This window comes from Streptomyces sp. NPDC002730 (assembly GCF_042888805.1).
Lineage (GTDB): Bacteria > Actinomycetota > Actinomycetes > Streptomycetales > Streptomycetaceae > Streptomyces.
Genome location: NZ_JBIAQG010000015.1, coordinates 13854 through 39334, shown reverse-complemented (window position 1 = coordinate 39334; position 25481 = coordinate 13854). Strand labels below are relative to the sequence as shown.

22 protein-coding genes are annotated in these 25481 nt (G+C 68.0%); 9 read left to right on the top strand and 13 right to left on the bottom strand.

Annotated elements, in window-relative coordinates:
• The first annotated feature begins 98 nt into the window (after positions 1-98).
• Entirely contained in the window at positions 99-518 is a 420-nt protein-coding gene (locus ACFYXH_RS33100) for a hypothetical protein (protein WP_389570900.1), read from the top strand.
• A gap of 32 nt (positions 519-550) precedes the next feature.
• On the opposite strand, the gene ACFYXH_RS33095 is transcribed toward ACFYXH_RS33100, so the two are convergent.
• Both ACFYXH_RS33095 and ACFYXH_RS33090 read right to left on the bottom strand, forming a co-directional pair.
• The gene (locus ACFYXH_RS33095) at positions 551-796 is read right to left on the bottom strand and encodes a WhiB family transcriptional regulator (protein WP_327327228.1); all 246 of its coding nucleotides are present in this window, start codon (positions 794-796) and stop codon (positions 551-553) included.
• A 151-nt stretch (positions 797-947) separates the two neighbouring features.
• Positions 948-1745: a VOC family protein gene (locus tag ACFYXH_RS33090; protein ID WP_389570897.1), complete on the bottom strand. Its 798-nt coding sequence runs from the start codon at positions 1743-1745 to the stop codon at positions 948-950.
• Positions 1746-2031: 286 nt separating this feature from the next.
• On the opposite strand from ACFYXH_RS33090, the gene ACFYXH_RS33085 reads away from it, so the two are divergent.
• A complete protein-coding gene (locus tag ACFYXH_RS33085) occupies positions 2032-2904 on the top strand; it encodes a hypothetical protein (RefSeq protein ID WP_389570894.1) in 873 nt (290 codons plus the stop codon).
• Between the two features lie 6 nt (positions 2905-2910).
• Here ACFYXH_RS33085 and ACFYXH_RS33080 read toward each other — a convergent pair whose 3' ends face one another.
• A complete protein-coding gene (locus ACFYXH_RS33080) occupies positions 2911-3909 on the bottom strand; it encodes a multicopper oxidase domain-containing protein (RefSeq protein ID WP_389570891.1) in 999 nt (332 codons plus the stop codon).
• A gap of 197 nt (positions 3910-4106) precedes the next feature.
• Between ACFYXH_RS33080 and ACFYXH_RS33075 the strand changes: the two genes are divergently transcribed.
• On the top strand, positions 4107-6590 hold the full coding sequence (locus ACFYXH_RS33075; protein WP_389570888.1) for a ThuA domain-containing protein: 2484 nt from the start codon (positions 4107-4109) through the stop codon (positions 6588-6590).
• Between the two features lie 56 nt (positions 6591-6646).
• Positions 6647-8791, top strand: a complete 2145-nt coding sequence (locus tag ACFYXH_RS33070; protein WP_389571453.1) for an OmpL47-type beta-barrel domain-containing protein — start codon at positions 6647-6649, stop codon at positions 8789-8791.
• A gap of 61 nt (positions 8792-8852) precedes the next feature.
• Here ACFYXH_RS33070 and ligD read toward each other — a convergent pair whose 3' ends face one another.
• On the bottom strand, positions 8853-9884 hold the full coding sequence (gene ligD, locus ACFYXH_RS33065; protein ID WP_389570886.1) for a non-homologous end-joining DNA ligase: 1032 nt from the start codon (positions 9882-9884) through the stop codon (positions 8853-8855).
• 54 nt (positions 9885-9938) lie between these two features.
• Between ligD and ACFYXH_RS33060 the strand changes: the two genes are divergently transcribed.
• Together ACFYXH_RS33060 and ACFYXH_RS33055 are read left to right on the top strand one after the other, a co-directional pair.
• Positions 9939-11009: an ATP-dependent DNA ligase gene (locus ACFYXH_RS33060; RefSeq protein WP_389570884.1), complete on the top strand. Its 1071-nt coding sequence runs from the start codon at positions 9939-9941 to the stop codon at positions 11007-11009.
• 716 nt (positions 11010-11725) lie between these two features.
• Positions 11726-11983 (top strand): hypothetical protein, encoded by a 258-nt coding sequence (locus ACFYXH_RS33055; RefSeq protein ID WP_327327219.1) that lies wholly within the window; start codon positions 11726-11728, stop codon positions 11981-11983.
• A 31-nt stretch (positions 11984-12014) separates the two neighbouring features.
• Here ACFYXH_RS33055 and ACFYXH_RS33050 read toward each other — a convergent pair whose 3' ends face one another.
• A complete protein-coding gene (locus ACFYXH_RS33050) occupies positions 12015-12977 on the bottom strand; it encodes a GlxA family transcriptional regulator (protein WP_389570881.1) in 963 nt (320 codons plus the stop codon).
• 211 nt (positions 12978-13188) lie between these two features.
• Between ACFYXH_RS33050 and ACFYXH_RS33045 the strand changes: the two genes are divergently transcribed.
• A complete protein-coding gene (locus ACFYXH_RS33045) occupies positions 13189-13341 on the top strand; it encodes a hypothetical protein (protein ID WP_389570878.1) in 153 nt (50 codons plus the stop codon).
• A complete protein-coding gene (locus ACFYXH_RS33040) occupies positions 13338-13784 on the top strand; it encodes a hypothetical protein (protein ID WP_389570876.1) in 447 nt (148 codons plus the stop codon). The genes ACFYXH_RS33045 and ACFYXH_RS33040 overlap by 4 nt, the downstream gene beginning before the upstream one ends.
• 77 nt (positions 13785-13861) lie before the next feature.
• Here the strand turns inward: ACFYXH_RS33040 and ACFYXH_RS33035 are convergent, their stop codons facing one another.
• Positions 13862-14296: a YchJ family protein gene (locus ACFYXH_RS33035; RefSeq protein WP_389570873.1), complete on the bottom strand. Its 435-nt coding sequence runs from the start codon at positions 14294-14296 to the stop codon at positions 13862-13864.
• A 114-nt stretch (positions 14297-14410) separates the two neighbouring features.
• On the opposite strand from ACFYXH_RS33035, the gene ACFYXH_RS33030 reads away from it, so the two are divergent.
• Positions 14411-16213 (top strand): FAD-dependent oxidoreductase, encoded by a 1803-nt coding sequence (locus ACFYXH_RS33030; RefSeq protein WP_389570870.1) that lies wholly within the window; start codon positions 14411-14413, stop codon positions 16211-16213.
• Between the two features lie 109 nt (positions 16214-16322).
• Here the strand turns inward: ACFYXH_RS33030 and ACFYXH_RS33025 are convergent, their stop codons facing one another.
• The 7 genes from ACFYXH_RS33025 to ACFYXH_RS32995 all read right to left on the bottom strand — a co-directional run bounded on the left by ACFYXH_RS33025 (position 16323) and on the right by ACFYXH_RS32995 (position 25468).
• Positions 16323-18134 (bottom strand): alpha-L-fucosidase, encoded by a 1812-nt coding sequence (locus ACFYXH_RS33025; protein WP_389570867.1) that lies wholly within the window; start codon positions 18132-18134, stop codon positions 16323-16325.
• Complete coding sequence (locus ACFYXH_RS33020; protein ID WP_389570864.1) at positions 18131-19582, bottom strand: glycoside hydrolase family 28 protein; 1452 nt, start codon at positions 19580-19582, stop codon at positions 18131-18133. The genes ACFYXH_RS33025 and ACFYXH_RS33020 overlap by 4 nt, the downstream gene beginning before the upstream one ends.
• Positions 19583-19585: 3 nt before the next feature.
• Positions 19586-21091, bottom strand: coding sequence for a glycoside hydrolase family 28 protein (locus tag ACFYXH_RS33015; protein ID WP_389570862.1), 1506 nt, complete (start codon positions 21089-21091; stop codon positions 19586-19588).
• Positions 21092-21153: 62 nt separating this feature from the next.
• On the bottom strand, positions 21154-22056 hold the full coding sequence (locus tag ACFYXH_RS33010; protein ID WP_389570859.1) for an ABC transporter permease: 903 nt from the start codon (positions 22054-22056) through the stop codon (positions 21154-21156).
• On the bottom strand, positions 22056-22961 hold the full coding sequence (locus ACFYXH_RS33005; RefSeq protein ID WP_389570857.1) for an ABC transporter permease: 906 nt from the start codon (positions 22959-22961) through the stop codon (positions 22056-22058). The genes ACFYXH_RS33010 and ACFYXH_RS33005 overlap by 1 nt, the downstream gene beginning before the upstream one ends.
• 163 nt (positions 22962-23124) lie before the next feature.
• The gene (locus tag ACFYXH_RS33000) at positions 23125-24243 is read right to left on the bottom strand and encodes an ABC transporter ATP-binding protein (RefSeq protein ID WP_389570854.1); all 1119 of its coding nucleotides are present in this window, start codon (positions 24241-24243) and stop codon (positions 23125-23127) included.
• A 13-nt stretch (positions 24244-24256) separates the two neighbouring features.
• Positions 24257-25468: an ABC transporter substrate-binding protein gene (locus tag ACFYXH_RS32995; RefSeq protein ID WP_389570851.1), complete on the bottom strand. Its 1212-nt coding sequence runs from the start codon at positions 25466-25468 to the stop codon at positions 24257-24259.
• Positions 25469-25481 lie beyond the last annotated feature (13 nt).

The window sequence follows — 25481 nt, the reverse complement described above, 5'->3', positions numbered from 1 at the left end:
GGTGGCTCGCGGGATTTCTGTGCGCGCCCCTCGCGCTCGTCACTGCGGGTGCCCACCTGCGGGCCCCTGAGTGGGCCATCCCTCTCTTCGCCCTGGTAATGCTGATCTCACCGGTTACCGCACTGATCTCGGCCTTGGCCCTGATCCACACGCCACGAACGGCCCGCATTCTCCAGTCCTACCCGTGGCGCGCGTACCAGTGCAGCTATCCACCCCGCGGCCAGCGCCAGGACTTCCTCATCTCCGTCAGCGTTGCCCCGGATCAAGAGCTGCTCCTGCACACCTCCCCGTACCGCTGCAATCTGCAGTACAAGCGCAATGAGCATCCGGACACCATCTGGTTCGCTGGTGACCCGTCATGCGGTGGTGTGGTGTCCCCTGCGGGGGGCCACTATCCAGTCCGGGCAGTGCGTACCGGCCTGTGGCAAGGCCGCCCGCTGGAGCTGCCGGCGGCCGATGCCCTGGCCGAGAGCGCTGGGCTGGCCAAGGAGGGACGGTACCTGCGCCGCTGGTTCTGAGGAGCCCGATGGGTCCCCCGAGGGGGACGGGTTCAGCTCCGCCCGCGCTGGAGGCGGTACCGCTCCTTCTCCGACAGCCCGCCCCACACCCCAAACCTCTCGTCATGCGCCAGCGCGTACTCCAGGCACGCCACCCGCCCCTCGCAAGCCCCGCACAGCTGCTTCGCCTCCCGCGTCGACGACCCCGGGGCCGGGAAGAAGAATTCCGGCCCCGTCTGGGCGCACAACGCGGTCTCCTGCCAGGAGAGTTCATTGTCAGTGATGGTGTTGATCGGCATGCAGGACACCGTGCCCCGCGCCGATAAACGCCGGGTCAATGAAGGATCAACGACCCCCACAGCCACCCGCGCCCACCGGCATCGAGGACCCGCCACGAACCGTACAGATTCTCGAGGCCGCCGACGATGCGGCGCGCCCCGCGCGAACGCGTCAGCTCTGCTGCTGCTCGCCCTGCATCACCGCGAACCGCGCGCCCGCCGGGTCCGCCAGTTTCGCGAAACGGCCCACGCCCTCCATGTCGACCGGCGCCATCCTGACCTTGCCGCCCAGCGCCTTCGCCATGGCGACCGACGCGTCGCAGTCCACGACCTCGAAGTACGGCAGCCAGCACGGCCCGTCCGCCGCCTCCACCGGGTCCGCCGCGAGCGGGGCGACGCCGCCGAACATCGCGTCCGGGGTCGTGCCGGCCGGGTTGGCCATGATGTACGAGCCGCTGCCGTCCGGCAGCGGCATGGTGTTCGTCTCCCAGCCGAAGACAGTGGTGTAGAAGCTCACGCCCGCGCCCGGGTCCGGCGTGTACAGCTCGATCCAGCACAGCGAGCCGGGATCGTTGACGAGGTCCAAGCCCTTGTTCCGGCCGGGCTGCCACGTCGCGAAGCCTGCGCCGGACGGGTCATTGAAGACCGCCATGCGGCCCATTTCGAATACATCCATCGGTTCGAATACGACGGCGCCGCCGGCCTGCTCGACCGACTTGGCCGTGGCGTCGGCGTCGGGCGACTGGAAGTAGACGCACCAGCCGGGGGCGCCCTGCTCCGGAGTGACCGTCATGCCGCCGGCGACGGTCTTGCCGTCCTGCTGGAACATGCCGTAGCCGCCGGCCTCGGGTCCCGCCGACCGGAAGGTCCAGCCGAACAGGCCGCCGTAGAAAGTGCGCGCCTTATCGATATCGGGTGTGCCGAGGTCGATCCAGTTCGGGGAGCCGGTGACAAAGCGGGTGGTGAGCATCGTGCGCTCCTTCTTGGGATCCCGTTGCCTGTCGTCCGAGTCTGCTCCCGATCGCGTAGCGGCGCATCCAGGAAGACCGGCTCCCGCAACGGCGTCGTACAGCGTAGAAGTGGGCGAATTCCATTTGCGCGCGAGCCACCGGCCCCTGCAGGATCCCGGGCATGAGAAACAGAAAGGCTCATGCCGCGTAGGCGCCGCATGCCGCCGCCCTCGGCCAACGCACCGCCGCCGGACTCCGTGATCCGCCGCGGATGCCGTCACAACACAGCCCTTGCCGAGGAGCGCCTTGAAGCCCGTACCTCTGACCCCGTACGCCCGCCTGCCGCGCGCGCACCGGGATCTGCCGATCATCACCAGCACGGTGGATGCCTACGGCCGCGCGCACTGGCTGCTCGTGGAGCGGCCCGATGCCATGCCGAACGGTCCGTACGACGCGCTCGTCGTCACCGTCGACGACGGCAGCGTCCAACGGACCCATCTCAGCGCGGTGACGGCGGAGCACCCCCTGCTGGACGCCCTCCCGGACGGCGGTTTCGTCCTCGCGAACGCTCGCAGCCCCAAGCACCGGCACAGGGACCAGGTGCAGATCTTCGACGCGCTCGGTCGCCCCTCCTGGACCTTCACCGTCGGCGACGGTGTTGCGCATCTGCTCGCCGACGAGGCGGGCGATCTGTGGATCGGCTACTTCGACGAGGGTGTACTCGGCGATCGCCTCAGCGCCCCGGGGGTGCGACGCTGGTCCTCGACCGGCGATGCGCTCTGGGAGTTCAAGCCGACGTCCGGAGCCGACTCGATCCTCGACTGCTACGCCCTCAATGTGGACCGGCGCGTCGCCTGGGCCTACACCTACACGGCCTTTCCCCTGCTGGAGATCCGCGGCGACCGCCCCGTCAAGGTGCGCACCAGCCCGGTGAAGGGCGCTCATGCAATCGCCGTGCACGGCGACCGGGTCGCCTTCTTCGGCGGGTACGGGGGTGACAGCGGCCGCCTCGCCGTGTGCGCGCTCACCGAAAGCGCCGCCGAGCCGGTCTCGTACAGCACCCTCGTCCGGCCCGAGGGCGGCGAGATCGGCCACCGCCGGGTCGTCTGCCGCGGCCCGCGTGTCTATGTACAGGACGCGCCGTACACCGACTGGGGCGTATGGGACCTCAGCGGCTGACAACCGTTAGTGACTGTGCCCGCTCTGCGTCGAGTGCGAGTCCGCGGTGACATGGTGCGGCTCGTACCCCGGAATCGTGCCGTCCGGCTTCGCCACCAGGAACAGGCCCGCCATTCCCATGTCGGAGTGGCTCTGTACATGGCAGTGGTACATCCACGCGCCCGCGCCCACATGTTCGCCCGCGATGACCTGGAAGCCGAAGGAGTCCGCCGGTCCTGTGATCTTGTTGTCGATGACGCGGCTGACGTCGGCGGGCCCCTCCAGCAGACCCGTCCTGTTGTCCGCCCAGCGGTGACCGTGCATATGGAACGTGTGGTAGTACTCGCCGTGCGTGATCATGACGATCTCGACCCGATCGCCCACCGTGGCCTGGAAGTTGGGGCTCTGGTCGCCCGTCTTGTTGTTGATCGTCATGTCGTTGAAGACGATCGTGAACTGCTTGTCCGGGAGGATGTCGCCCTTCCTGCGGACCACCACAGGCCCGTAGAGACCCTTGCGGATACCACCTGTCCCGTGGTCCGTGCCCACCACATGGTCGTGGTAGTGCCAGTAACCCGCGCTGCCCGCGCGCCAGGTGCCGTCGGACCGCTTGCCCGGGGTGTGGGTGCGCCAGGTGTACGTACGCGTGCCGCCGGGTTCGACATGGCTCCTGCTCATCCTGGTGCCGTCGTTGGCGATGTCGTAGTCAACGCCGTGGGCGTGCAGGCTTACCGGTACGTCCGTGGTGTTCTCGAACTCGATGTGCAGCGTGTCGCCCTCGATGAGCTCGATCAGCGGTCCCGGGACCGTCGCTTTGCCCTTCTCCAGGCCATAACCCATCTGACCGTCCGCCAACTTTTCGGCGTACAGCTTGAGATGGCGTATCCGACCTCCGGCCGACGCAGTCCTCGGTACGCTCTCCGCCGACGTCGCGTCGGTGGCGGAGGCGAGGGACAACGATGTCACGCCCGTCGCCGCGACCGCGCTCCCGGCCAGCAGGCGCTTGTTGAAGCTCCGTCTGTCCATGCCGAACTCTCCAGTCTCGTACGGAGATTGACGGGGTTCAGCTGACCCCGGGGACGGCCACACGGTAGCCGGGCGATCTTCGTTTATCCACAGTCAGGACAAAGTTCGTGCCATTGAGGTCATTCCTATTGGCGAACCGCGAAAAGGGGTCTAGTTTCCAAGGCTGTTGTTGTGACCTAAGAGGGGTGGGTGACCACATGCAGCGCACACCACATCACCGGTCGAGATCCCGAAGAAGCGGTCTGGCGGCGGCCCTTGGGGTCGGCGCACTAACTGCGTCCCTGCTCGGCGGCGGGACCGTAGCCTCCGCCAAGCCCTATCCGGAGCCACCGTCGACAACGTTGTCCCTGCCGTCGCCGCCCGGCGGCCAGAACGTACGGGTGCTCGTCTACCACGCCTCGGCCACCGATGAGTCGCCGACCGTCGACGCCGGTATCGCGGCGATAGAGACCATCGGGCAGACCGGGCCCGCCGCAGGCCGTTTCAAGACCGAAGCGACTGACGACGCCTCGGTCTTCACCAATGCCACCAAGCTCGGCAAGTACAACGCGGTCGTCTTCCTCACCGGCGGCGGCGATGTGCTCGACCCGGAGCAGGAGGCCGGGCTCGAGTCGTATCTGGAGGCCGGCGGAGGCTTCCTCGGCATCCATGACGCGGCACGCACCGAGCCGTACTCCGACTGGTTCACCGGGCTGATCGGCGCCCGGCCGGCCGGTGCCGCAAGTGCGGTCCAGCGCGCGGTCGTCGAGGTCGGCGACCGTCAGCATCCGGCCACCAAGTCGCTACCGCTGCAGTGGAAGCGGCCCGACCGGTGGTTCAACTGGGCGGTGAACCCCTCCGGCAACGTGCACACCGTGGCCCGCGTCAAGGAGAACTCCTACACGCCGGGCACCGGCGCCAACGGCTGGGACCACCCGGTCTCCTGGTGCCGTGACTACGACGGCGGCCGCTCCTTCTACACCGGCATGGGCGGTACGGTCGACAGCTTCGCCGAAACCGACTTCCGCGACCATCTGCGCGGCGCGCTCGCCTGGACCACCCGGCTCTCGCGCGCCGACTGCAAGGCGACCATCAACGCCAACTACACCGCCGAGCGCGTCACCCAGCCCAACAAGCCCGGACAGAACGACCAGATCGGCGAGCCGCACGGCCTGGTCACCGCCCCGGACGGGCGGGTCCTCTACATCGGGCGCGGCGGCGCCGACTCGAGCAAGCCCGTCGTCACCGACTGGAACAACCCCGACATCGGCAAGGGCCAGGGCGAGATCCACGTCTACGACCCGAAGACCAAGAAGGTCACCCTCGCCGGGGCGCTGACCGTCTTCGGCAACAAGGGCGGCGGCGATGAGCTGATCAAGGTCGAGGAGGGGCTGCTCGGTATCGAGCTGGACCCGGACTTCATGTCCAACGGCTGGGTATATCTGCACTACACACCGCACTCGCAGATCAACCGCGACACGCAGATGGCCGAGCGGCGCGTCTCGCGCTTCACGCTCGACCTGGCCGCCGACAAGCTGGATCTCGCCTCCGAGAAGGTCCTGCTCAAGTGGCCGGTACAGATACACAGTTGCTGCCACGCGGGTGGCGGGATGGCCTGGGACTCCCAGCAGAATCTCTATATCGCCACCGGTGACAACAACTCCTCCGGTTTCAGCGGCGGTTACTCCGGCAACAACCCGGAGCCAAACTTCAAGGGCGTGTCCTTCGCCGACGCGCGCCGTACCGCCGGCAACACCAACAACCTCAACGGCAAGATCCTGCGGATCCACCCCGAGGACGACGGGACGTACACACTCCCGGCGGGCAACCTCTTCACGGGCAAGGAGCAGGACGAGGGCGGCGGCAAGACGCGCGGCGAGATCTATGTGATGGGCGTACGCAACCCGGCGCGCATCTTCGTCGACAAGTCGACGGACATCCTCTACGCGGGCTGGGTCGGCCCCGACGCCGGTGCGCCGAGCACCACCTGGGGCCCGGCCAAGTACGACACCTTCTCCGCCATCATCAAGGCGGGCAACCACGGCTGGCCGTACTGCATGGGCAATAAGCAGCCCTACCGCGACCGCAATCTGCCCGATCCGAGCAAGCCGCTCGGCTGGTACAACTGCGACGCCCCGAAGAACGAGTCCCCGAACAACAACGGCCTGGTGAATCTGCCGCCGGTCACCGGGAACACCATCTGGTACTCGCCGCAGGGCGGCGGCGTGGACTATCCCCGCGACGCGGGCGGCATCCCGAGCTACAAGGTGGAGGAGCAGAAGATCCTGATGCCGTGGCTCAAGGGCGGCGGCCAGGCGACCATGAACGGTCCGGTCTACCGCTACGACGCGGCGAGCCCCGGCAAGGACAAGTGGCCGTCGTACTGGGACGGAAAGTGGTTCGTCGGCGACTTCTACGACGGCGACCAGCCGCGGCACGCGGTGCTCACCGACCCCAAGACGGTCGGCAAGGGCGGCATCCCGGTGCACGCCGAATCCCTGAAGAAGATCATCCCGGTCGGGGCCGACGGCATCCGCAACCTCATGGACTGGAAGTTCGCGCCGGACGGTTCGCTGTACGTCCTGGACTACGGGCGCGGATTCTTCACCTCCGACGCCAAGTCGGCGCTCTGGCACATCACATACAAGGGCGGCGAGGCGACCCCGTCCGCCGCCAACCTGGCGCGGAAGGCGGCGCAGTGAGACACGTGAGACACAGAACGGCAAAGCTGTGGACGGCCCTGCTCGCGTCGGTGGCGATGGTCCTCGGGCTGATGTCGGCGGTCGCCCACGGCCAGAGCGACGATCTGGCGGCCGATCAGGTCCTCACCTGGACGGCCGGTGACTCGATCGAGAAGTACGCCTCGTTCCCGACCACCGCGGTGGCGGGGAGGACGACGATCGTGTTCGAGAACAGCACGGCGACCGGCAACACCATGGGTATGCCGCACACGCTGACCTTCGACGTGTCCGATCCCGAGTACAACAACGACGTACCGCTGAACATCCTCGCCAATCCCAGCGACGACCAGGGCGGGAAACACACCGCCGAGGTCACGCTCACTCCTGGCCGGTACCGCTTCCACTGCACCATCCCCGGCCACGGCGCGATGCAGGGGATCCTGACCGTCACCGAGGGCGGTGGCGAGGACACCACGGCGCCCGACACGACGGCGAAGGTCGACGGCGACAAGAACGCCGACGGCGCCTATATCGGCCAGGCCACCGTGACCGTGTCGGCGACCGACGCCGGCTCGGGTGTGGACAAGATCGAGTACGCGGTCGGTGCGGCCGGCGCCTGGCAGGCGTACACCACGCCGGTCGTGGTGAACGAGGTCGGCACGCACAAGATCCGCTACCGGGCCGCTGACAAGGCCGGGAACATCGCCGCGGAGAAGGCGGTCGACTTCTCCGTCGTCGCCCCGCCGACGGACGACAAGACCCCGCCAGAGACCTCGGCGACGGTGAGCGGCGAGAAGAACGACCAGGGCCAGTATCTGGGCATGGCCACGGTCACGGTGACCGCATCCGACACCGGCTCGGGCGTCAACACCATCGAGTACGCGATCGGCACGAGCGGCGCCTGGCAGCCGTACACGGCCCCGGTGATGGTGCATGAGGCGGGCACGCACAAGGTCCGCTACAAGGCGACCGACAAGGCCGGGAACGCGGCCGTCGAGAAGTCCGTGGACTTCACGGTCGTCACGCCGCCGGCCGAGGACAAGACCCCGCCGGAGACCTCGGCCGGGGTGACCGGTCAGAAGAACTCCGACGGCGCGTACATCACCAGCGCCAAGGTGACGCTCACCGCGACCGACACCGGCTCCGGGGTCGACAAGGTCGAGTACTCCCTCGACGGCGGTCCCTACCTCGCCTACACCACGCCGGTCATCGTCGACCGGGTGGGCTTCCACACGGTTCTGCACCGGGCCACGGACAAGGCGGGCAACACCTCCCAGGCGCAGAAGGTGACGTTCACGGTCGCCGAGGGCGGCGGGGTCCCGGCGCCCAACTGCCCCGAGTGGGACGAGCGGTTGACGGTGATCGTCGGCACGGTCGACACGGGTGTGCCCAACCGCATCACCCGCAGCCGCTGCACCATCAACGAGCTGATCGAGGACGAGAAGGACTGGTCCTCGCACGCGCTGTTCCTCAAGCACGTGGACAAGGTCCTCGACCAACTGCTCGCGGACGGCGTCATCGACCAGCGCGAGCACCGGAAGATCTACAAGGCGGCCAAGCAGTCCGGCATCGGTGAGCCGGGCCGGCACACCGGCTACCGCGATCTGTTCGACGGCACGCAGGCATCGTTCAGCAAGTGGCAGCATGTGGGCGGCGGTTCGTTCGGCCTGGGCGCCGACGGGTCGATGACGAGCGGCACCACCAAGGGCGGCCTCGGCATGCTGTGGTTCCCGCAGCGGCAGTACGGGGACTTCTCGCTGAAGCTGCAGTGGCGGGACGATGCTCCCGGCACGGGCAACGCCAACAGCGGTGTATTCGTGCGCTTCCCGTACGTCCACGACAATCCGGAGGAGCCGCGTCCCGAGTGGGTCGCCATCAAGTACGGCCATGAGGTGCAGGTCCTGGACCGGCCGGACGGCGACATGTACAAGACCGGCTCGATCTACGGCTTCGACCGGGTCGGACTCGGCGGTGCAGGTGTGACGCCGAAAGGCACCTGGAACGACTACGAGATCCGGGTGGTCGGCCAGCACTACTCGGTGTACCGCAACGGCGTCCTGATCAATGAGTTCGACAATGTGGGCGGCCAGGAGTTCGTACCGCCGCGCGCCGACGACCCGGGCACGGACGGCCGGCGGTACTCCTCCGGCTATATCGGGCTCCAGGTCCACGGCACGACGGACGTGATCTCGTACCGCAATATCCGCATCCAGGAGCTGTAGCCCCCCGGACCGGCTCGCCGTCGGCTCCCTTTCCGCAGGCGGGAAGGGAGCCGACGGCTACTCAATCGCTCTCCTTCTCTTTCTCCTTCTCCTTCTTGGCGCGGCTCGGCTGTACCCGCTTCGGCTCGCCCGGCATCTTCGGATAGTCCGGCGGGTACGGCAGATCGCCCAGGCCGTGGTCGCGCTCGTCCTTGCGGGCGAGCTCCAGCAGGCTCTCCAGGGAGAAGGCGTGGTCGTCCATGTCGGCATGCACATCGCCGAGTTCGGCGTAGCGGGCGGGCATGGTCACCAGGTCGAAGTCGTACGGCGACACATCGTCGAGTTCGTCCCAGTGCAGCGGGGCCGAGACCGGGGCGTGCGGCTTGGGGCGTACGGAATAGGCGGAGGCGATGGTGCGGTCGCGGGCGGTCTGGTTGTAGTCGACGAAGATCCGCTCGCCGCGCTCCTCCTTCCACCAGGCCGTGGTCACCTTGCCCTCCATCCGCCGCTCCAGCTCGCGGCCGACGGCGATGGCCGACCGCCGCACATGCGTGAAGTCCCAGCGCGGCTCGATCGGTACGAAGACATGGAGGCCGCGGCCGCCGGAAGTCTTGGGCCAGCCGCGCAGGCCGTGCTCGTCGAGGATCACGCGCAGTTGGTGTGCGGCCCTGACGGCGTCGTTGAAGTCGGTGCCCGGCTGCGGGTCCAGGTCGATGCGCAGCTCGTCCGGGTGGTCGACGGCGTCTCCGCGTACCGGCCAGGGGTGGAAGGTCAGCGTGCCGAGGTTGGCCGCCCAGATCACGGCAGCGACCTCGGTCGGGCGCATCTCGTCGGCGGACCGTCCGCTGGGGAAGGAGATATGGGCCGTCGGGATCCAGTCGGGGAGGTATTTGGGCACGCGTTTCTGGAAGAAGGACTCGCCCTCGACGCCGTCGGGGTAGCGCTCCAGAGTGGTGGGGCGGTCGCGCAGGGCGCGGGTGATCCCCTCCCCCACGGCCAGGTAGTACTGGGCCACGTCCAGCTTGGTGAAGCCCCGCTCGGGAAAGTAGATCTTGTCCGGATTGGACAGCCGGACGGTGCGCCCGCCGGCCTCCAGTTCCACCGCTGCACCCATGTGCGCCACGGTAGGCCGAGCGCAGATATGCCGCATATCGGGCAGAATCAATGCATGGATCTTCCTGTGATGCCGCCCGTCAAGCCGATGCTGGCCAAGCCAGTGAAGAAGATCCCGCCGGGTATGCAGTACGAGGCCAAATGGGACGGCTTCCGGGCGATCGTCCACCGGGACGGCGATGAGCTGGTGATCGGCTCCAGGACCGGCAAGCCGCTCACCCGCTACTTCCCCGAGCTGGCCGACGATCTGCTGGCCAATCTCCCCGACCGCTGTGTCGTCGACGGCGAGATCGTCATCGCGCACGAGGGGCGGCTGGACTTCGACAAGCTCACCGAGCGTATTCACCCGGCCGAGTCCCGGGTGAGACTGCTCGCCGAACAGACCCCGGCGAGCTTTGTCGCCTTCGATCTGCTCGCCATCGGTGACGAGGCTCTGCTGGACGCGCCGCTCTCGGTGCGGCGCACCACTCTGGCCGCCGCACTGGCCGACGCCGAGCCGCCGGTACATCTCGCGCCCGCCACCACCGACGCCGAGCTGGCGCAGGAGTGGTTCGAGCGGTACGAGGGCGCGGGACTCGACGGGATCATCGCCAAACCGCTGGACCTGCCGTACCGGCCGGACGCCCGGCTGATGTTCAAGATCAAGCACGAGCGCACGGCGGACACCGTGGTGGCCGGCTACCGCTTCCACAAGAGTGGCCCGATCGTCGGCTCACTGCTCCTGGGCCTGTACGACGACTCGGGCGCGCTCCAGCATGTGGGCGTCTGCGCCGCGTTCTCCATGAAGCGGCGCGAGGAGCTGGTCCAGGAGCTCGAGCCGCTGCGGATGGATCCCCCGGACGACCATCCATGGGCGGCATGGACGGACGAGAGCGCCCATGAGAGCGCCCGGCTGCCCGGTGCGACCAGCCGCTGGACCGGCAAGAAGGACCTCTCCTGGGTGGCGCTGCGGCCCGAGCGGGTGATCGAGGTCGCCTACGACCACATGGAGGGCGACCGCTTCCGGCACACCGCTCAGTTCCGCCGGTGGCGGCCGGACCGTGATCCCAACGGTTGCACCTATTCGCAGCTGGAGGAACCGGTGCGGTACGACCTGTCCGAGGTGCTGTCACCCCCTGGAGAGTGAGCAGGGCCCTGGCCCGGACTGCCGCCCGGCGACGGCGGCTCGACCGGCTGCGCGATCCCGAGACCGGCTGCGCGATCCCGAGACCGTCTTCGGTGATCAACTCACCGACTGCGAGAGCTGGTTGGCGACCGAGGACGCATTGTGCGCCCGCCGTCTGCGCGAGCGCAGCGACGGCTCACTGCCCTGACACCCCTGGCCCCGCAGGTCATTCACGCGTGGAGCGCCTCGATCTTCTTCGCCTACGCGGCCGGGACGGCATGGCGCTTGATCGTCAAGGAAAGGATCGGCAACCCCGTCAACCCCTTTGCCACAACGGCCACTTCACACATAAAGGGCCACAGCAGTAACCGGCCGCCACTGTCCGTCACTTCTCTTTCGCCGCAGGACCACCGATGAAGGAGCCTCGACCGCGTTCGCGTAAGGTATGTCGGCGGTGCCGCCGGAGGCGTACGGCCGGGCGAGCCGGGCAGTGCGCACTTCTCGTACGACACCGTCGTTCCTGACCAGTTCGACCGGGAGACGTTCGGCAGGATCGCCGCGCTGTTTCGCCCTTCAGTTCCTTGCGTACGCCCATGGTCGGCTCCTCAAAGGGTGATCCGAAACGGTTGCCGCACAGAGACAATCCCGCCGTCAAAGCCGGAAACCCGTCCGGTACGTATGGAGGGGTAGGACGCCGACCGCCGGCGCCCGACGGAAGAAGCAGAGAAGGACTACACGTGACCGCGTCACCCCTCATCCCCGTACCGATCCCCGATGGCGTCGCCGCGCTGATCGGGTCCTGCATGCCGATCCACATTCTGCAGGCGGAGATCGACGCCGAGTGCGCCGTGCGTGAGGTGTACCGGTTCCGTGGGCCGCTGTGCGCGGAGGACCGGGCGGACCGTGAGCACGCGCTGTCCACGCTGGCGATGTCCAACAAGATCCTGGCCGCATACAACCCGCGACTGATCATCAAGCCGGGCCGCACCTACTGACCCGCCGCGTCCGGGCGACGATCCCGGGACATCAGATCCGCTGCGCCTCGGGGGAGCCCTGGAAGGCGCGGCGGTAGGCGTGCGGGCTGGTGCCGACCTGCCGTTTGAAGCGGTCGCGGAACGCCGTCGGTGAGCCGAAGCCGACCTGGGTGGCGATCCGGTCCACCGAGTACGACGTCGTCTCCAGCAGATACTGGGCCTGGCGGACACGGGCCCGGTGCAGCCACTGCACGGGTGTGGTCGCCGTCTGTTCGCGGAAGCGGCGGTTGAGGGTGCGGGTGCTCAGGCCCGCGTGCGCCGCGATGTCGCCGACCGTGAGCTCGCGCCCGGCGTTCTCCTCCACCCAGCGCAGCAGAGGTTCCAGGGTCGCGCCGTCCGGGTTCGGCGGCTGGTCGTGAACGATGAACTGCGCCTGCCCGCCCTCGCGTTCCAGCGGCATCACCGACAGCCGTGCCGCGTCCGCCGCCACCGCCGAGCCGTGGTCCCGGCGGATCATGTGCAGACACAGGTCGAGCCCTGCGGCGGCCCCGGCCGAGGTCAGGAACTGTCCGTTGTCGACATACAGCACATCGGGGTCCACCTCGACCTCGGGGTGCAGTGCGGCGAGCCCGGCCGCGCCGAGCCAGTGGGTGGTGGCACGCAGGCCGTCCAGCAGTCCGGTGGCGGCGAGGACGAACGCGCCGGCGCAGATCGAGGCGATACGAGTACCGCGAGCGGCAGCTGCCCGCAGCGCGTCGAGCACCTCGGGCGGGACCGGCACGGTCGGATCGGCGCAGCCCGGCAGGATGATCGTGTCCGCCTCGGCCAGCGCTTCCAGGCCGAAGGGCGCGCGCAGCGTGAACGCGCCCGCGTCGACCTCGTCCGCCGGAGCGCAGACCCGGACCCGGTACGGGGCCCTGCCGTCGGGCAGCCGGGTGCGGGCGAACACTTCGAGCGGCGTGGACAGGTCGAAGGCGATGACCCCGTCCAGGGCGAGTACGGCCACGGTGTGCATGGCCATAATGTAGGCGCCCGAGGCTTTCCGGCCAAGAGGCTGTGAGCTGCTCTTCTGTGCCGAAAGCCACTGCGAGAGGGCCTGGCGGGAATCCGTTGGAGGGTGGCATTAATGCCACTGTCCTTCGTCGTCGGCGCTCATTAGCGTCGGTCCGGCCGCCCGCCGGGGGCGGCTCTTCACGAAATTCCCGAGACATAAGGACTGGTGCCGGATGCTCGCCCAGATCGTTCTGTTCGACGGCTCCGACCCGTTGAACGTCACCGCCCCGTACGAAGTGCTCGGCGCCGGCGGCATGGGCATGCGCCGGGGCACGGTCTGGAGTGCCCGCGGCGCGGCCCCCCTCCTCGACGGCCGGTCGGCATGACCAAGATCCTGCTCATCGTCCATGTCCTGGCCGCGATCATCGCGATCGGCCCGGTGACCGTCGCGGCCAGCGCGTTCCCGGCCGCCGCCCGCCGTGCCGCGGCCGAGTCCGACAGCGACCAGGCGCTCGGTGCCGTACGCAATCTCCACCGCATCTGCCGCGTCTACGCGACCGTCGGTGTCGTCGTGCCCGTCTTCGGTCTCGCCACCGCCAACAGCCTGCATGTCCTCGGCGACGCCTGGTTGATCGTCTCCATCGTGCTCACGACGGTCGCCGCCGGAGTCCTCGCACTACTGGTACTGCCCGGGCAGAGCGCGGTCCTGGAGAACCTCGGCGCCGTCGCCTCCGCCAAGCTCGCCATGTCCACGGGGGTGTTCAATCTGCTGTGGGCGACCGTCACGGTCCTGATGATCGTGCGGCCCGGATCCACGACAGGCGCGTGACGCGCGGCATGACGAGGGCATGACCCGCCCGGACCGCCGCCGCATGCGCCCGACCCGGGGTTGTGCGCCCTCGGCGTTCACTCCAGGAAGACACCGTCGACGTACACCCAGGCGCCGCCGTGCCGTTCGAAGCTGCTGCGCTCGTGCAGTTCGCCGCGCTTGCCGTGGTGCCGGTAGCGGACGCGGAAGGTGACCGTTCCCGAGGAGTGGAAGGGGCTGCCGTCCGTGGTCTGAAGGATCTCCAGCCCCTGCCAGTGCATACCGGGGTCGGGTTCGAGGTGCGGCGGCCGGGTCGCGGGGTGCCAGGTGCGCAGCAGATACGCAGCGTCCTGGGCCACGAAGGCGCTGTAGCGGGAGCGCATCAGCAGCTCGGCGGTGGGGGCTGCGTGCTCGCCCGAGTGGAAGCGGCCGCAGCACTCGCCGTAGGCCGCGGGTAGCCCGCAGGGGCAGGGCGAGTCTTTGGTCAGGGCGGGTGGGGCGGTGCGTTTGGGGCGTGAGCTGCGTCGGGACATGACTCCATTTTCCAGCCATTGCACGAATGGGCCCGCGCGTGGCTTCCGGGTCACGAGCGATCTCCGTATGCTCCTGCGCCGGACGCGACAGTTACCGTCGGTAAGGGGTTGGGGATGGATCGGGTGGGAAACACACGACGCACCTTCATGGCGGGAGCTGCGGCGGTCGGCGGCACAGCGGCGCTGACCTCGGCGGAAACGGCTGCCGCGGCCATCGCGGCGGAACGCACCGCCGTCCACGGCACACCTGCCGCTCCGGCCGCGCAGTCGGTCGCCGTACTCGGCGGCGGGGTCGCCGGACTCACCGCCGCTCACGAACTGGCCGACCGCGGATTCCGGGTCACCGTCTACGAGCGCAGAGCACTGGGCGGCAAGGCCCGCAGCATGGACGTCCCGAACAGCGCGAAGGGCGGCCGCCGGCCGCTGCCCGCCGAGCACGGCTTCCGCTTCATCCCCGGCATCTACCACAACCTGCCGGACACGATGCGGCGCATCCCGTACCCGGGAAACGCCAACGGGGTCTGGGACAACCTGGTGGCGCCACCCGAGATGTCGTTCGCCCGCACCGGGCGCGAGGACTTACGGATCCCGCTGCCCTGGCCGGGCCACAAGCCGGCCCAGCTCACACTCGACGAGATCCGCCGCGCCCTGACCGCCGCGCTGGACACGGCCCTGGGCATCCCGGCCCATGAGACGGCCTACTTCGTGAACCGCGGGCTCGTCTTCCTCACCAGCTGCGACGAGCGGCGCGACGAGGCCTGGGAGCGCACGCCGTGGTGGGAGTTCATCCGGGCCGAGCGGATGAGCTACGACTACCAGCGCGTCCTGGCCGTCGGACTCACCCGGAACATCGTCGCGACCAAGGCCGAGGAGGCCAGCACCCGTACGGTCGCCACTCTCCTCGAGGCCTTCGTCTTCAATGCGCTGGGCCGGGGCGCCGACGGACCGCTCGACCGGATACTCAACGCCCCCACCAATGAGGCATGGATCGACCCCTGGGTGACCCATCTGGAGAAGCTGGGCGTCCAGTTCAAGATCGGCTGGACGGTACGGGAGGTGAAGTACGGCTCCGGGCGGGTCACGGCCGCGATGATCGAGGACCCGCAGGGCGTGCGCCGGCCGGTCACCGCCGACCACTACATCTCGGCGATGCCGGTGGAGCACGCGCGGCGGACCTGGGGAGCCGAGCTGCGCGCGGCGGACTCGCAACTGGCGCGCTGCGACAACCTGGAGACGGACTGGATGACGGGCATTCAGTTCTATCTGACCGAGCGGGCTCCGTTGCTCAACGGGCACCTCAACTGCATTGACTCTCCATGGTCCCTGACAGCCATTCAACAGGCGGGACACTGGCCGTCCCGGAACTTCCCGGCCGACTACGGCGACGGCGTGGCGGTGGACTGCCTGTCCGTGGACATCTCCGAGTGGGACAAGGCCGGCATCCTGTACGGGAAGACCGCCAAGCAATGCACCCGTGCGGAGGTCGCCCGGGAGGTGTGGGCCCAGCTCAAGGCGAGTGTCAACGACACGGGCCGCACGGTGCTCAAGGACGGCGCGCTGCACTCCTGGTTCCTCGACCCGGGCGTGGCCGGCCTCGGCACCCCGAACCCGACCAATGAGGACGAGCTCCTCATCCACCCGGTCGGCACCTTCCACAACCGCCCGAAGGCAGCCACCCGGATCCCCAACTTCTTCCTGGCCGGCGACTATGTCGCCGTCGACATCGACCTGGCCACGATGGAGGGAGCCAACGCCTCGGCCCGCGCGGCCGTCAACGCCCTGCTGGACAACGTCGGTTCACCGGCGGCGCGCTGCACGGTGAAGCCACTCTTCCGCGCCCCGGAGATCGAGCTGATGAAGCGCCACGACCGCACCCGCTACCGGCTGGGGCTGCGCAATGCGTTCGACCTGGGCTGAGGGGTTCAACGCCGGGCATCCCACGGCCCGTTCACCCCGTTGCGATCACATGAAATCCGGACGGCCGGTGTGCCCGGGACCCACACCCGGGCACACCGGCACCGCCCCCTCAGTGGTGGCCGTGGCTGCGCGGGTAGGCGTACCCCACCTGGATCTCGTCGATCTGCAGCTGCTTGTAGAACCGGGGCACGGTCTCCTTCGACCAGGTGCTGTCGACGTCCAGCTTGATGTAGCGCGCGCGGACCCCGAGGTCGAGGAAGCGGGTCCCGCGGGCGCTCTCCAGGACGCCTGCCTCGACCTGACGCCAGGTCGCGCCGTCGTTGCTCACCGAGACCGTGTAGTCCTTGATGCGGGCGGAGTCCTCGGCCCTGCCGAAGGTCTCCCTGTTGTAGGTGGGCGACCACTCGCGCTGGTTGATCGCCAGGTACTGGGCCCTCCTGACCTTGCCGAGGTCCAGGGTCAGCGCCACGGGAAGAACACCCTTGTTGTCGTAGTACGTGGTGAAGTCGCCGTCGGCGATCGCCGACTCGCTCGCCTTGACCCGTCCCGTCGGGTAGACGCCTTCGCGGTTCCGGCCGGTGTCGACACTGAAGACCGTGTCGTACGGGTCCCACGCAGTGATGCCCTTGATGGTGAGGCTGCCGCCCTGCTGGTCGAACTTCATGCGCTTGCCGGTCCGCAGATCGGTGACCCGCTTGACGCGATAGCCGTTGTCGCGGATTTTCACCTCGTCACCGCTCGTCGGCCGAGTGGTGACATGGACGTACTGCCGGGTGCGGTCGGTCCTGCTGATCGTAAGGTAGCCGTAGGCGCCGTTGTTCCAGGCGCCCGGCTGCATCCCGCCGTACATGTAACCGCCGCCCTCGACTCCGGAGAGCGACTTCCAGATCGGCGGGAGATAGTTCTGCATATAGTCGGTGAACTTCTGCTGCTGGGGCGGGAATGTGCCGTCGACCATGGCGGTGAGGTCCATCAGGGACTTGATCGACGTTCCTGCGTTGGCGACATAGCGGCCGACGTTGAGTCCCGTGGTGACAGGCCGGTCCTGGCCGTCGTACCACCAGGAGCCCGAGTCGGGGACCTTGTAACAGGACTCGGTCAGCCGCGGCATCGGGGTCCAGATCGCCGACGGCTGGTCGTACGTCGGTGTCATCCCGGTCTTCTGCTCATGGGACACCATGTCCATGATCGTGGTGTCCTCATTGTTGTTGCTGAGCGTCATGTCCGGGCGCTTCTCCCGGATCTGCTCGTAGAGCTTGTTCTCTTCCCAGTACGCGTTGTCGTTGTCGATCCAGAACCCGGACAGCTTCGGATAGTTGGCCATGACCTCGAAGAAGTTGTCGTACGAGAACTCACCGAAGCCCGGGCGCTGGGTGAGGTCGACATCGCGGCCCTTGTAGGCGGAGTAGGCCTGGGAGTCGAGAGTCTCGAAGCCCTGTTCCTTGTGCCACTGCGGGTCGTCGGTCATATAGAGGATGACCTTGAGACCTTTGGCGTTCGCGGCCTTGATGAGCTCGCCGAGGATGTCGCGCTCGGTGGAGCAGCTGCCGGGGATCCTGGACGGCCAGGGGCGGGCGTAGCCGAGGCGCGAGTGGAAGGTCGCGAGGACTATGTAGCTCGCCTTGAGCTTCTTCGCCTCGTCGACCCAGTAGTCGGCGTTCCAGCCGCCGTCGGTGACGGCCTTCTCCCACTCCTTGCAGTCCTTGTGGATGGGCCGGGTGAACATGCCCCAGTGCAGGAAGAGTCCGGCGGTGGCATTGCGCAGCATGGCCTCGCGCGGAGGGTTCTGCGCGGCGACAGCGGGGTCCGCCTGTGCGACCGGTTCGGGCTTGGGCCGGGCGGCGGACGGGGCCGACAGCAGCAGCCCGCACAGGAGCGAAAGGACGGCTGTCCAGGCGAAGGAGACGGTGCGGCGCCTCATGGGTACGTCACCTCGGTTCCATTGACGAAGACCTTGCGGATGGTCGAGTCCCGCGCAGGGCCGATGATGTTGGGGTTGGCCATATTGGTGAATTCGCAGCGCTCGATATGGACGCCTACGAAGGGATCGGACTCCAGGCCCTCGAGATTGATGGCACGGCGGGCCCCGTCGTGGACCATGTCCTCGACCTTGATGTTGCGGATGATCGCCGGACGGCTGCCTTCCTGATTGCTGTAGCGCGTGGTCAGGTAGATGCAGTCCCGGTCGATGGCGCGGCCGGTGAACCGCCGGACGTACACGCCGTCGATGGAGCCGCCGCGCTTTTTGTTGGTCTTGATGAAGACCGGGTGGCGGGGGTTGAAGCGGCCGGGGAAGTCGAGCGGATTGATGCGGCAGTCCTCGGCGAAGACGTTCCGTACGCCGCCGGACATCTCGCTGCCGACGGCGATACCGCCCCAACGGCCGGAGAAGACACAGTCGCGTACAACGATGTTCTCGCTGGGCACGCCGACCCTGAGACCGTCCTCGTCCCGGCCTGACTTGACCGCGATCGAGTCGTCCTCGGTGTGGAAGCGGCAGCCGGTGATCAGGACGTCGGAGCAGCATTCGGGGTCCACGCCGTCGCTGTTGTTGATCCGGCCGACGACATCGACGTCCTTCAGCGTGACATTGCGGCAGAGCACCGGATGGATGGTCCACATGGGAGGTTCGAGGACGGTGACATCCTGCAGCAGGATGTTGCGGCAGTTGTAGAACTGGATCATGTTTGGCCGCAGATGGTGCCCGGCGCCGAAGACCCGCTCCTTGACCGGCACGCCCTCGGTGCCCATACGGCGCAGCTCGGCCTGGTCGATCAGAGCGTTGCCGCCCGGGTCGCGCCAGCTCTTCCAGGGGCCGTCCATGCCCTGGCCGTCGAGGGTGCCCTTGCCGGTGATGGCGAGGTTCTTCTGCCCGTAGGCGTAGATGAAGGACGAATAGTTGTAGCACTCGGTGCCTTCCCAGCGGGTCAGCACCACCGGCAGATAGTCCGCCGGGTCCATCGAGAAGAGGACCGTGGCTCCTTCCTCCACATGCAGGTCCACATTGCTGCGCAGATGGATCGCGCCGGTGAGAAATCGGCCGGGCGGCACGATCACATGGCCGCCGCCGGCCGTGTGACAGGCCTTGATCGCGCGTCTGAAGGCTTCGGTGTTCTTGGTGACGCCGTCGCCGACCGCGCCGTGGTCGGTGATGTCGAAGCGCCGCCGGTGGAACGTGGGCGGGCGGATGCGGGCGAGGATGTCCGGGACCCTGTCCCAGGGGTCGCGGGCGAGTCCGGTCACGGTGGCCTCGGCCGCCGCGACCGTCTCGGCCGAGATCACCGACGGGAGGATCGCGGCCGCGGCCGCAGCGCCCGCGTAGGTGAGGAAGGAGCGTCGGTTCGTCGGGAACGGCTGCACGGAGGTCACCTCTCAGTCCTTCGGGCGGGTTACGGCGATCAGGCCTCGTCGAGTCCGCTCCGGATCAGCCGCTTCATCGCTTCCGTCTGCTGCTCGGGTCCCGTTCACGGACACCTTGTGAAAGGTCAGGTCGTCGGTGAAGGCGACGGTGTCCGGGCCGCGGACCCCGGTGAAGATGCAGTGCGACAGATGGACGCCGGACAGCCGGTCCGTCTCCAGACCCACCAGGTTGAGGACCGCGCGTGCGCCGTCGATCTGTATCTCGGAGAGATGGATGTTCCGTACGGAGACGGGCAGTGTGCCGCCCTCGCCGCCGTTGTAGGCCATGGTGACGAAGACGACTTCCCGGTCCACGGCGCGTCCGGTGAGTTTCCGCACGTACACACCGTCGATATAGCTGCCGCGCTTCTTGCTCGCCTTGACGTAGAGCGGATACTTCACCGGGTAATGCCCGGGGAAATCAGGGGCATTGACCCGGCATCGCTCGGCGAAGACGTTCCGTACGCCGCCGGACATCTCGCTGCCGACCGTGATGCCGCCCCACCGGCCGGAGAAGGCGCAGTCCTGGACGACGATGTTCTCGCTCGGTACACCGACCCGGTGGCCGTCCTCGTCCCGGCCGGACTTCACCGCGATGCAGTCGTCATTGGTATGGAAACGGCAGCCGCTGATATGGACGTAACTGGAGGATTCAGGATCGCAGCCGTCGGTGTTGTAGAGGATGCTCTCGACGGTGATGTTGCGGACCGTCACATTGGTGGAGAGGACCGGATGCACGGTCCACATCGGCGGATCGACGATCGTGAGATCACTGACCAGCACATTGCGGCAGCGGTTGAACTGCACCATCTTGGGCCGAAGACAGTGGCCGGCGCCGAAGATCCGTTCCTTGACGGGTACGCCGGTGGAGCCCATCCGGCGCAGCAGCTTCTGGTCCGGACCCTGCAGACCGCTGGTGCGGTACCAGCTCTCCCATGGGCCGAGCCGCGCCTGGCCGTTGAGCGTGCCGCGGCCGGTGACGCCGACGTTCTGCTGCCCGTAGGCGTAGATGAAGGGCGAGTAGTTGTAGCACTCGGTGCCCTCCCAGCGGGTGAGCACGGCGGGCAGGTAGTCGGCCGGGTCGGGGCTGAAGGCGAGCGTGGCGCCCTCGCCGACATGGAGATCCACATTGCTGCGCAGATGGATCGCACCGGTCAGGAAGGTGCCGGCCGGGACCACGACATGGCCGCCGCCCGCACGGTGACAGTCGGCGATCGCGGCGCGTATGGCGGCCGTGTTCTTCGTCAGCCCGTCCCCCACCGCCCCGTAGTCGGTGATGTCGAAACACCGCCTGCGGAATGTGGGCGGACGGATCCGGGCGAGGATGCGGGGCACCTGTCTCCAGCCGTCGTGGCAGCCGGATTCGGCGTCGCCAGGGGCGGCATCGGCACGGCCGGCGGCGGCCGTGGGCAGCAGCGTGCCCGCTGCGAGCACGCCGCCGGCCTCCAGGGCCGAACGGCGCGAGTGGTGCGGACGCATGACACAACACCTCTCCATCGGGGGTGGGGGCAGGGCCGGGTGAGGAACGGAAGCGAGCGAGGTCAGCGGGCGGTCCGGTCCTCCTTCACGCGGGTCACCAACTGCGTCGGGTTCACAAAGCGCAGCGCGATCACCAGCAGCACCAACATCGACAGCGTGTACATCACGGCCATCGCGTCGATGGACTGCTGGGTACGGATACCTGCGGAGAACACCGCGTAGTAGAGCGCCACGATGAGGGTCTGGCTGTCGGGGCCCGCGGTGAGGAAGGTCAGCTCGAACATGCCGACGGTCCTGACCAGGACGAGGACGGACGCGGCGAGAATGCCCGGCACGAGCAGGGGCGCCAGGATCCGCAGCAGAACCGCGCGCGTCCCGGCCCCGCACATCCGGGCCGCCGCCTCGATACGCGGATCGATCTGCTCGATGAACGGCGTCATCGTCAGCACCACGAAGGGCACCGAAGGCACCAGATTGGCCAGCACCACTCCGGTGAGCGTGCCGGCCAGCTGGAACTTGTAGAGCACCGTCGCGAGGGGGATGCCGTAGGTGATTGGCGGGACCAGGATCGGCAGCAGGAACAGCAGCAGCACCAGCCGTTTGCCGGGGAAGTCACGGCGGGCGAGAGCGTACGCGGCCGGGACACCGACGAGAACCGAGATACCGACGACGAGTACGGAGGCCAGAGCGGTGGTCCAGAAGACCTGGCCGAGGGAGAACTCGCGCCAGGCCGAGCCGTACCACTTCGTCGTCCAGCCGTCCGGCAGCCAGCTGGTGAACCAGCGGGTGCCGAAGGAGTCGACCAGCGGTACGCCGATGACTCCGGCGAGGTTGATGAAGAAGAAGCCGAAGACGAGCCCGGTCACCCAGGTGACGGGGCGTCCGAAGCGGTGCTTCTTGCGTACCGACTTTTTCTCCGGGGTGGGCGCGGTCACCGGATCGTGGGTGTCCAGGAGTTCGGCCATCAGCCCTTGCCTCCCGTTGAGCCGCGGTACAGCATCGAGCGCCACGCGAGCACCAGGATCACGACCATGAGCATCACCGCGGCCATCACCATCGCGATCGCCGAGCCGAGGGAGTAGTCGAACTTCTGGAAGGCCGCCTGGTACGCCTCGATCGAGATCACATGCGTACTCCCGCGCGGGTCACCGACGAGCTGCGCCGACGGGAAGACCGCGAAGGCCAGGACGAACGAGAGACAGAAGGTGATCGCAAGTCCCGGGGCGAGCAGCGGCAGCATCACATGACGGAACCGCTGCCGCCGGTTCGCCCCGAGCGTGGCCGCCGCCTGCTCGAGGCTTGGGTCGATACCGGTGAGATAGGAGAGCGTGAGCAGATAGGAGAAGGGAAAGCCGGTGATCACCAAGGAGGCGAACACGCCCCAGTAGTTGTGCACCAGCGTGAGTGGCTCGTCGATGACGCCGATGCCCAACAGGGCTTTGTTCAGCCAGCCGTTCGGGCCGAGATAGCCGAGCAGGCCCTCGGCGGTGAGAACGGTGCCGAGCGTGATCGGCATGACCAGCAGGGTGGTGACGAGCCGACGGCCACGGAAGGTGCCACGGGTGCGGAAGGCGACGGGGACGGCGGCGAGACAGTTCACCAGGGCGACGGGCACGGCCAGTTCGAGGGTGATCCAGATCGTCTCGCGCAGATACGGGTCGGAGAAGAACTCCCGGTAGTTGGCGAGCGCGCCGCCGCCTTCCTGCGGCTGGAAGGAGAGCTGGAGGCCGTAGAGGAAGGGGTAGCAGAAGAGGAGTACGAGAAAGAGGGCGCCGGGCGCGAGGAGAATCAGCGTCCGGTCGACGCCACGCTCGGCAAGCCGATGCCGCAGCGCGAGGCGGGTCCGCGTGGCGGCGGGTGTGGAGGTCATGGCCTCACCCCTGCTGTGCGTCCGGAGCACAACGGGCCTGCGCCTGGTGCGGCGTCGAGGAGCCTGTGCGCCCGGACGACCTGCCCTCTCGCACGGCCGGTCGTGCCCACAAGCTGTGCGACACGGCCGATCGGCCCTCCCGTCCAGCCGATCGGCCGCTGCCTCATGACGTCACCGCCTTCTGGCGCGGGACGTCCTTGACCGGCTGCGGCGGCCGCTCGCCCTCCGAGGCGAAGACCAGGACCCGCTCGGGCGCCGCCGCCAGATCCACCCGGTCTCCTGGCGCAAGCCTGCCGCCGGTGCGGAAATGGACCTGCTGGCCGTCCGACAACCGTGCCTGTACGGCGAGTTCACGGCCGTGGTACTCGACGACCTCGATGCACGCCGGGATGCGCCCGTCGGCGTTCTCCCCCGCGACATCCAGGTCCTCGGGTCGTATCGCCGCGACGCCGCGGCCGCCCGCCGCGAGCGCGTCGCGGTCCAGGCCCGTCAGCTGCGCGTCGGCGAGCCGGAGCGAGAGCCGGTCGCCGGTCGCCGACGCGACCGTGACGTCCAGCATGTTGCGGTACCCCATGAAGCCGGCGACATAGCGATTCGCGGGCCTGCCGTACACCTCCTCGGGCGTGCCGACCTGCTGCATGATCCCGTCGCGCAGTACGACGAGGCGGTCGGCGAGAGACAGCGCCTCCTCCTGGTCGTGGGTGACGTACACCGTCGTCAGCCCCAGGCTCTGGTGCAGACGCCGGATCTCGGTGCGCATCTCCAGACGCAGCGAGGCATCGAGGTTGGAGAGCGGCTCGTCCATGAGGACCAGCCGCGGCTCCAGCACGATCGCGCGGGCGATCGCAACGCGCTGCTGCTGGCCGCCGGAGAGCTGGCCGGGCCGCTTGTGGGCGTGCTCGGTCAGCTGCACCAACTCCAGCGCCCGGTCCGCCCGGCGGGCGATGTCCGCCTTCGGCACCTTGGCCATCTTCAGACCGAAGGAGACATTGCCGCGGACGGTGAGGTGCGGAAAGAGCGCGTAGTTCTGGAAGACCATGCCGAAGCCTCGCCGCTCCGGCGCGATCCGGTCGATCCGCTCGTCATCGAGCCTGATCGCGCCGCCGGTGAGCGGGAGAAGCCCGGCCAGACAGTTCAGGGCGGTGGACTTGCCGCAGCCGGATGGCCCGAGGAGTGCGACGAACTCGCCACCCCGGATCTCGAGTTCCAGTTCCCGCAGCGCCGCGTGGCGGCCGAAGCTGCGGGACACCTTGTCCAGGCTGAGCGTGGAGAAACGGGACATCCCCTGATCCCCTTTACCGGCCCGCGACTTCGCGGTTCCACATGTCGAATGCCTTGACCTGCTGCTCGGCCGGCAGCGACGGCTTCTTCGGGAACTGGTCGATCCACCGGTCGAACTCCGGGACGCCGAACTCCTTCAGTGTGTTCTGCGACTTCTGCGGCGCCATCGTGACCGGCACGTTCTTGATCGCGGGCCCGGGGTAGAAGTAGCCGTCGTCGTACGCCTTGGCCTGCTGCTCGGGCGTGAGCATCCACTTGACCAGCTGGAGCGCCGCGGACATGGTGTCGGCGTCGACACCCTTGGGGACCACGGCGTACTGCGCGTCGGTCACCCAGGTCATCCTGTCGAAGTGCCCGGCCTTCATCTTCTTCGGCACGGTGCCGAGCGCACGCGGGTTGATGTACCAGCCGGTCGTCGACATCACCATGTCGTGCTGGCCGGAGGCGAGGTTCTTCATGGTCTCGGTGGTGCCCGAGCCGTAGACGCCGACGTACTTGTCCAGTTCCTTGAGGTACGCCCAGGTCTTGTCCCAGCCCTTCACCGGATCCCCGGGGTCCTTGTCGCCCAGCAGGTACGGCAGTCCCATCAGGAAGGTGCGGCCGGGGCCTGAGTTGGCCGGGTCGGCGTACTGGAACTTCTTGGGGTGCGCCTTGGCCCAGGCGAGGAGTTCCGCGGGGCTTTTCGGCGGGTTCTTGACCTTGTCGGGGTTGAACTCGACGAGCGGGCCCGAAGGGTAGTAGACGATCGCGGTGCCCTGGCCCTGCGCGAGCTTCTGCATCTCGGCGGCCGGCTCGAGATAGTCCGGGGTGCCGATGAGCGACTGGTGCTCCGTCATGGAGCTCCACAGCTTCTGCGAGAGCCCGGCGGCGAGGCCGTCCGTTCCGGTGAGTACGAGATCGATCTGGACGCGGCCTGCCTGCTGCTGCGCCTTGATCTTGCCCGCGAGGTCGGGGGCCGGGCCCTTGGAGTAGGTGACTTTGCCGATGATGTCAGGGTGCTTTTCGACGAACTCGTCGATCATGCCTTGGGTCAGCTGCAGGTTTCCCGCGACATCCAGGATGTCGAGCGTCACCGGCTTGCTGGGCTTCGCGGGGATCTTCCGCGGGGACTCGCCCTTTGATCCGGAGTCCCCGTTGCCGGGCGCGCCGCAGCCGGCGGCTGCCACGGCGAGCAGCAGTCCCGCGAGCGCGATCCTTGCTGAACGGTGGCGCAGTTGACGGGACATGGCGACTCGCACC

Coding starts and splice junctions, on each gene's coding strand:
- ACFYXH_RS33040 (WP_389570876.1), top strand. CDS start 13,338: ATGACCAAGATCCTGCTCATCGTCCATGTCCTGGCCGCGATCATCGCG.
- ACFYXH_RS33050 (WP_389570881.1), bottom strand. CDS start 12,977: ATGCACACCGTGGCCGTACTCGCCCTGGACGGGGTCATCGCCTTCGAC.
- ACFYXH_RS33030 (WP_389570870.1), top strand. CDS start 14,411: ATGGATCGGGTGGGAAACACACGACGCACCTTCATGGCGGGAGCTGCG.
- ACFYXH_RS33015 (WP_389570862.1), bottom strand. CDS start 21,091: ATGCGTCCGCACCACTCGCGCCGTTCGGCCCTGGAGGCCGGCGGCGTG.
- ACFYXH_RS33070 (WP_389571453.1), top strand. CDS start 6,647: ATGGTCCTCGGGCTGATGTCGGCGGTCGCCCACGGCCAGAGCGACGAT.
- ACFYXH_RS33060 (WP_389570884.1), top strand. CDS start 9,939: ATGGATCTTCCTGTGATGCCGCCCGTCAAGCCGATGCTGGCCAAGCCA.
- ACFYXH_RS33025 (WP_389570867.1), bottom strand. CDS start 18,134: ATGAGGCGCCGCACCGTCTCCTTCGCCTGGACAGCCGTCCTTTCGCTC.
- ACFYXH_RS33080 (WP_389570891.1), bottom strand. CDS start 3,909: ATGGACAGACGGAGCTTCAACAAGCGCCTGCTGGCCGGGAGCGCGGTC.
- ACFYXH_RS33100 (WP_389570900.1), top strand. CDS start 99: ATGCTGATCTCACCGGTTACCGCACTGATCTCGGCCTTGGCCCTGATC.
- ACFYXH_RS33010 (WP_389570859.1), bottom strand. CDS start 22,056: ATGGCCGAACTCCTGGACACCCACGATCCGGTGACCGCGCCCACCCCG.
- ligD (WP_389570886.1), bottom strand. CDS start 9,884: ATGGGTGCAGCGGTGGAACTGGAGGCCGGCGGGCGCACCGTCCGGCTG.
- ACFYXH_RS32995 (WP_389570851.1), bottom strand. CDS start 25,468: ATGTCCCGTCAACTGCGCCACCGTTCAGCAAGGATCGCGCTCGCGGGA.
- ACFYXH_RS33000 (WP_389570854.1), bottom strand. CDS start 24,243: ATGTCCCGTTTCTCCACGCTCAGCCTGGACAAGGTGTCCCGCAGCTTC.
- ACFYXH_RS33090 (WP_389570897.1), bottom strand. CDS start 1,745: ATGCTCACCACCCGCTTTGTCACCGGCTCCCCGAACTGGATCGACCTC.
- ACFYXH_RS33035 (WP_389570873.1), bottom strand. CDS start 14,296: ATGTCCCGACGCAGCTCACGCCCCAAACGCACCGCCCCACCCGCCCTG.
- ACFYXH_RS33075 (WP_389570888.1), top strand. CDS start 4,107: ATGCAGCGCACACCACATCACCGGTCGAGATCCCGAAGAAGCGGTCTG.
- ACFYXH_RS33095 (WP_327327228.1), bottom strand. CDS start 796: ATGCCGATCAACACCATCACTGACAATGAACTCTCCTGGCAGGAGACC.
- ACFYXH_RS33045 (WP_389570878.1), top strand. CDS start 13,189: ATGCTCGCCCAGATCGTTCTGTTCGACGGCTCCGACCCGTTGAACGTC.
- ACFYXH_RS33005 (WP_389570857.1), bottom strand. CDS start 22,961: ATGACCTCCACACCCGCCGCCACGCGGACCCGCCTCGCGCTGCGGCAT.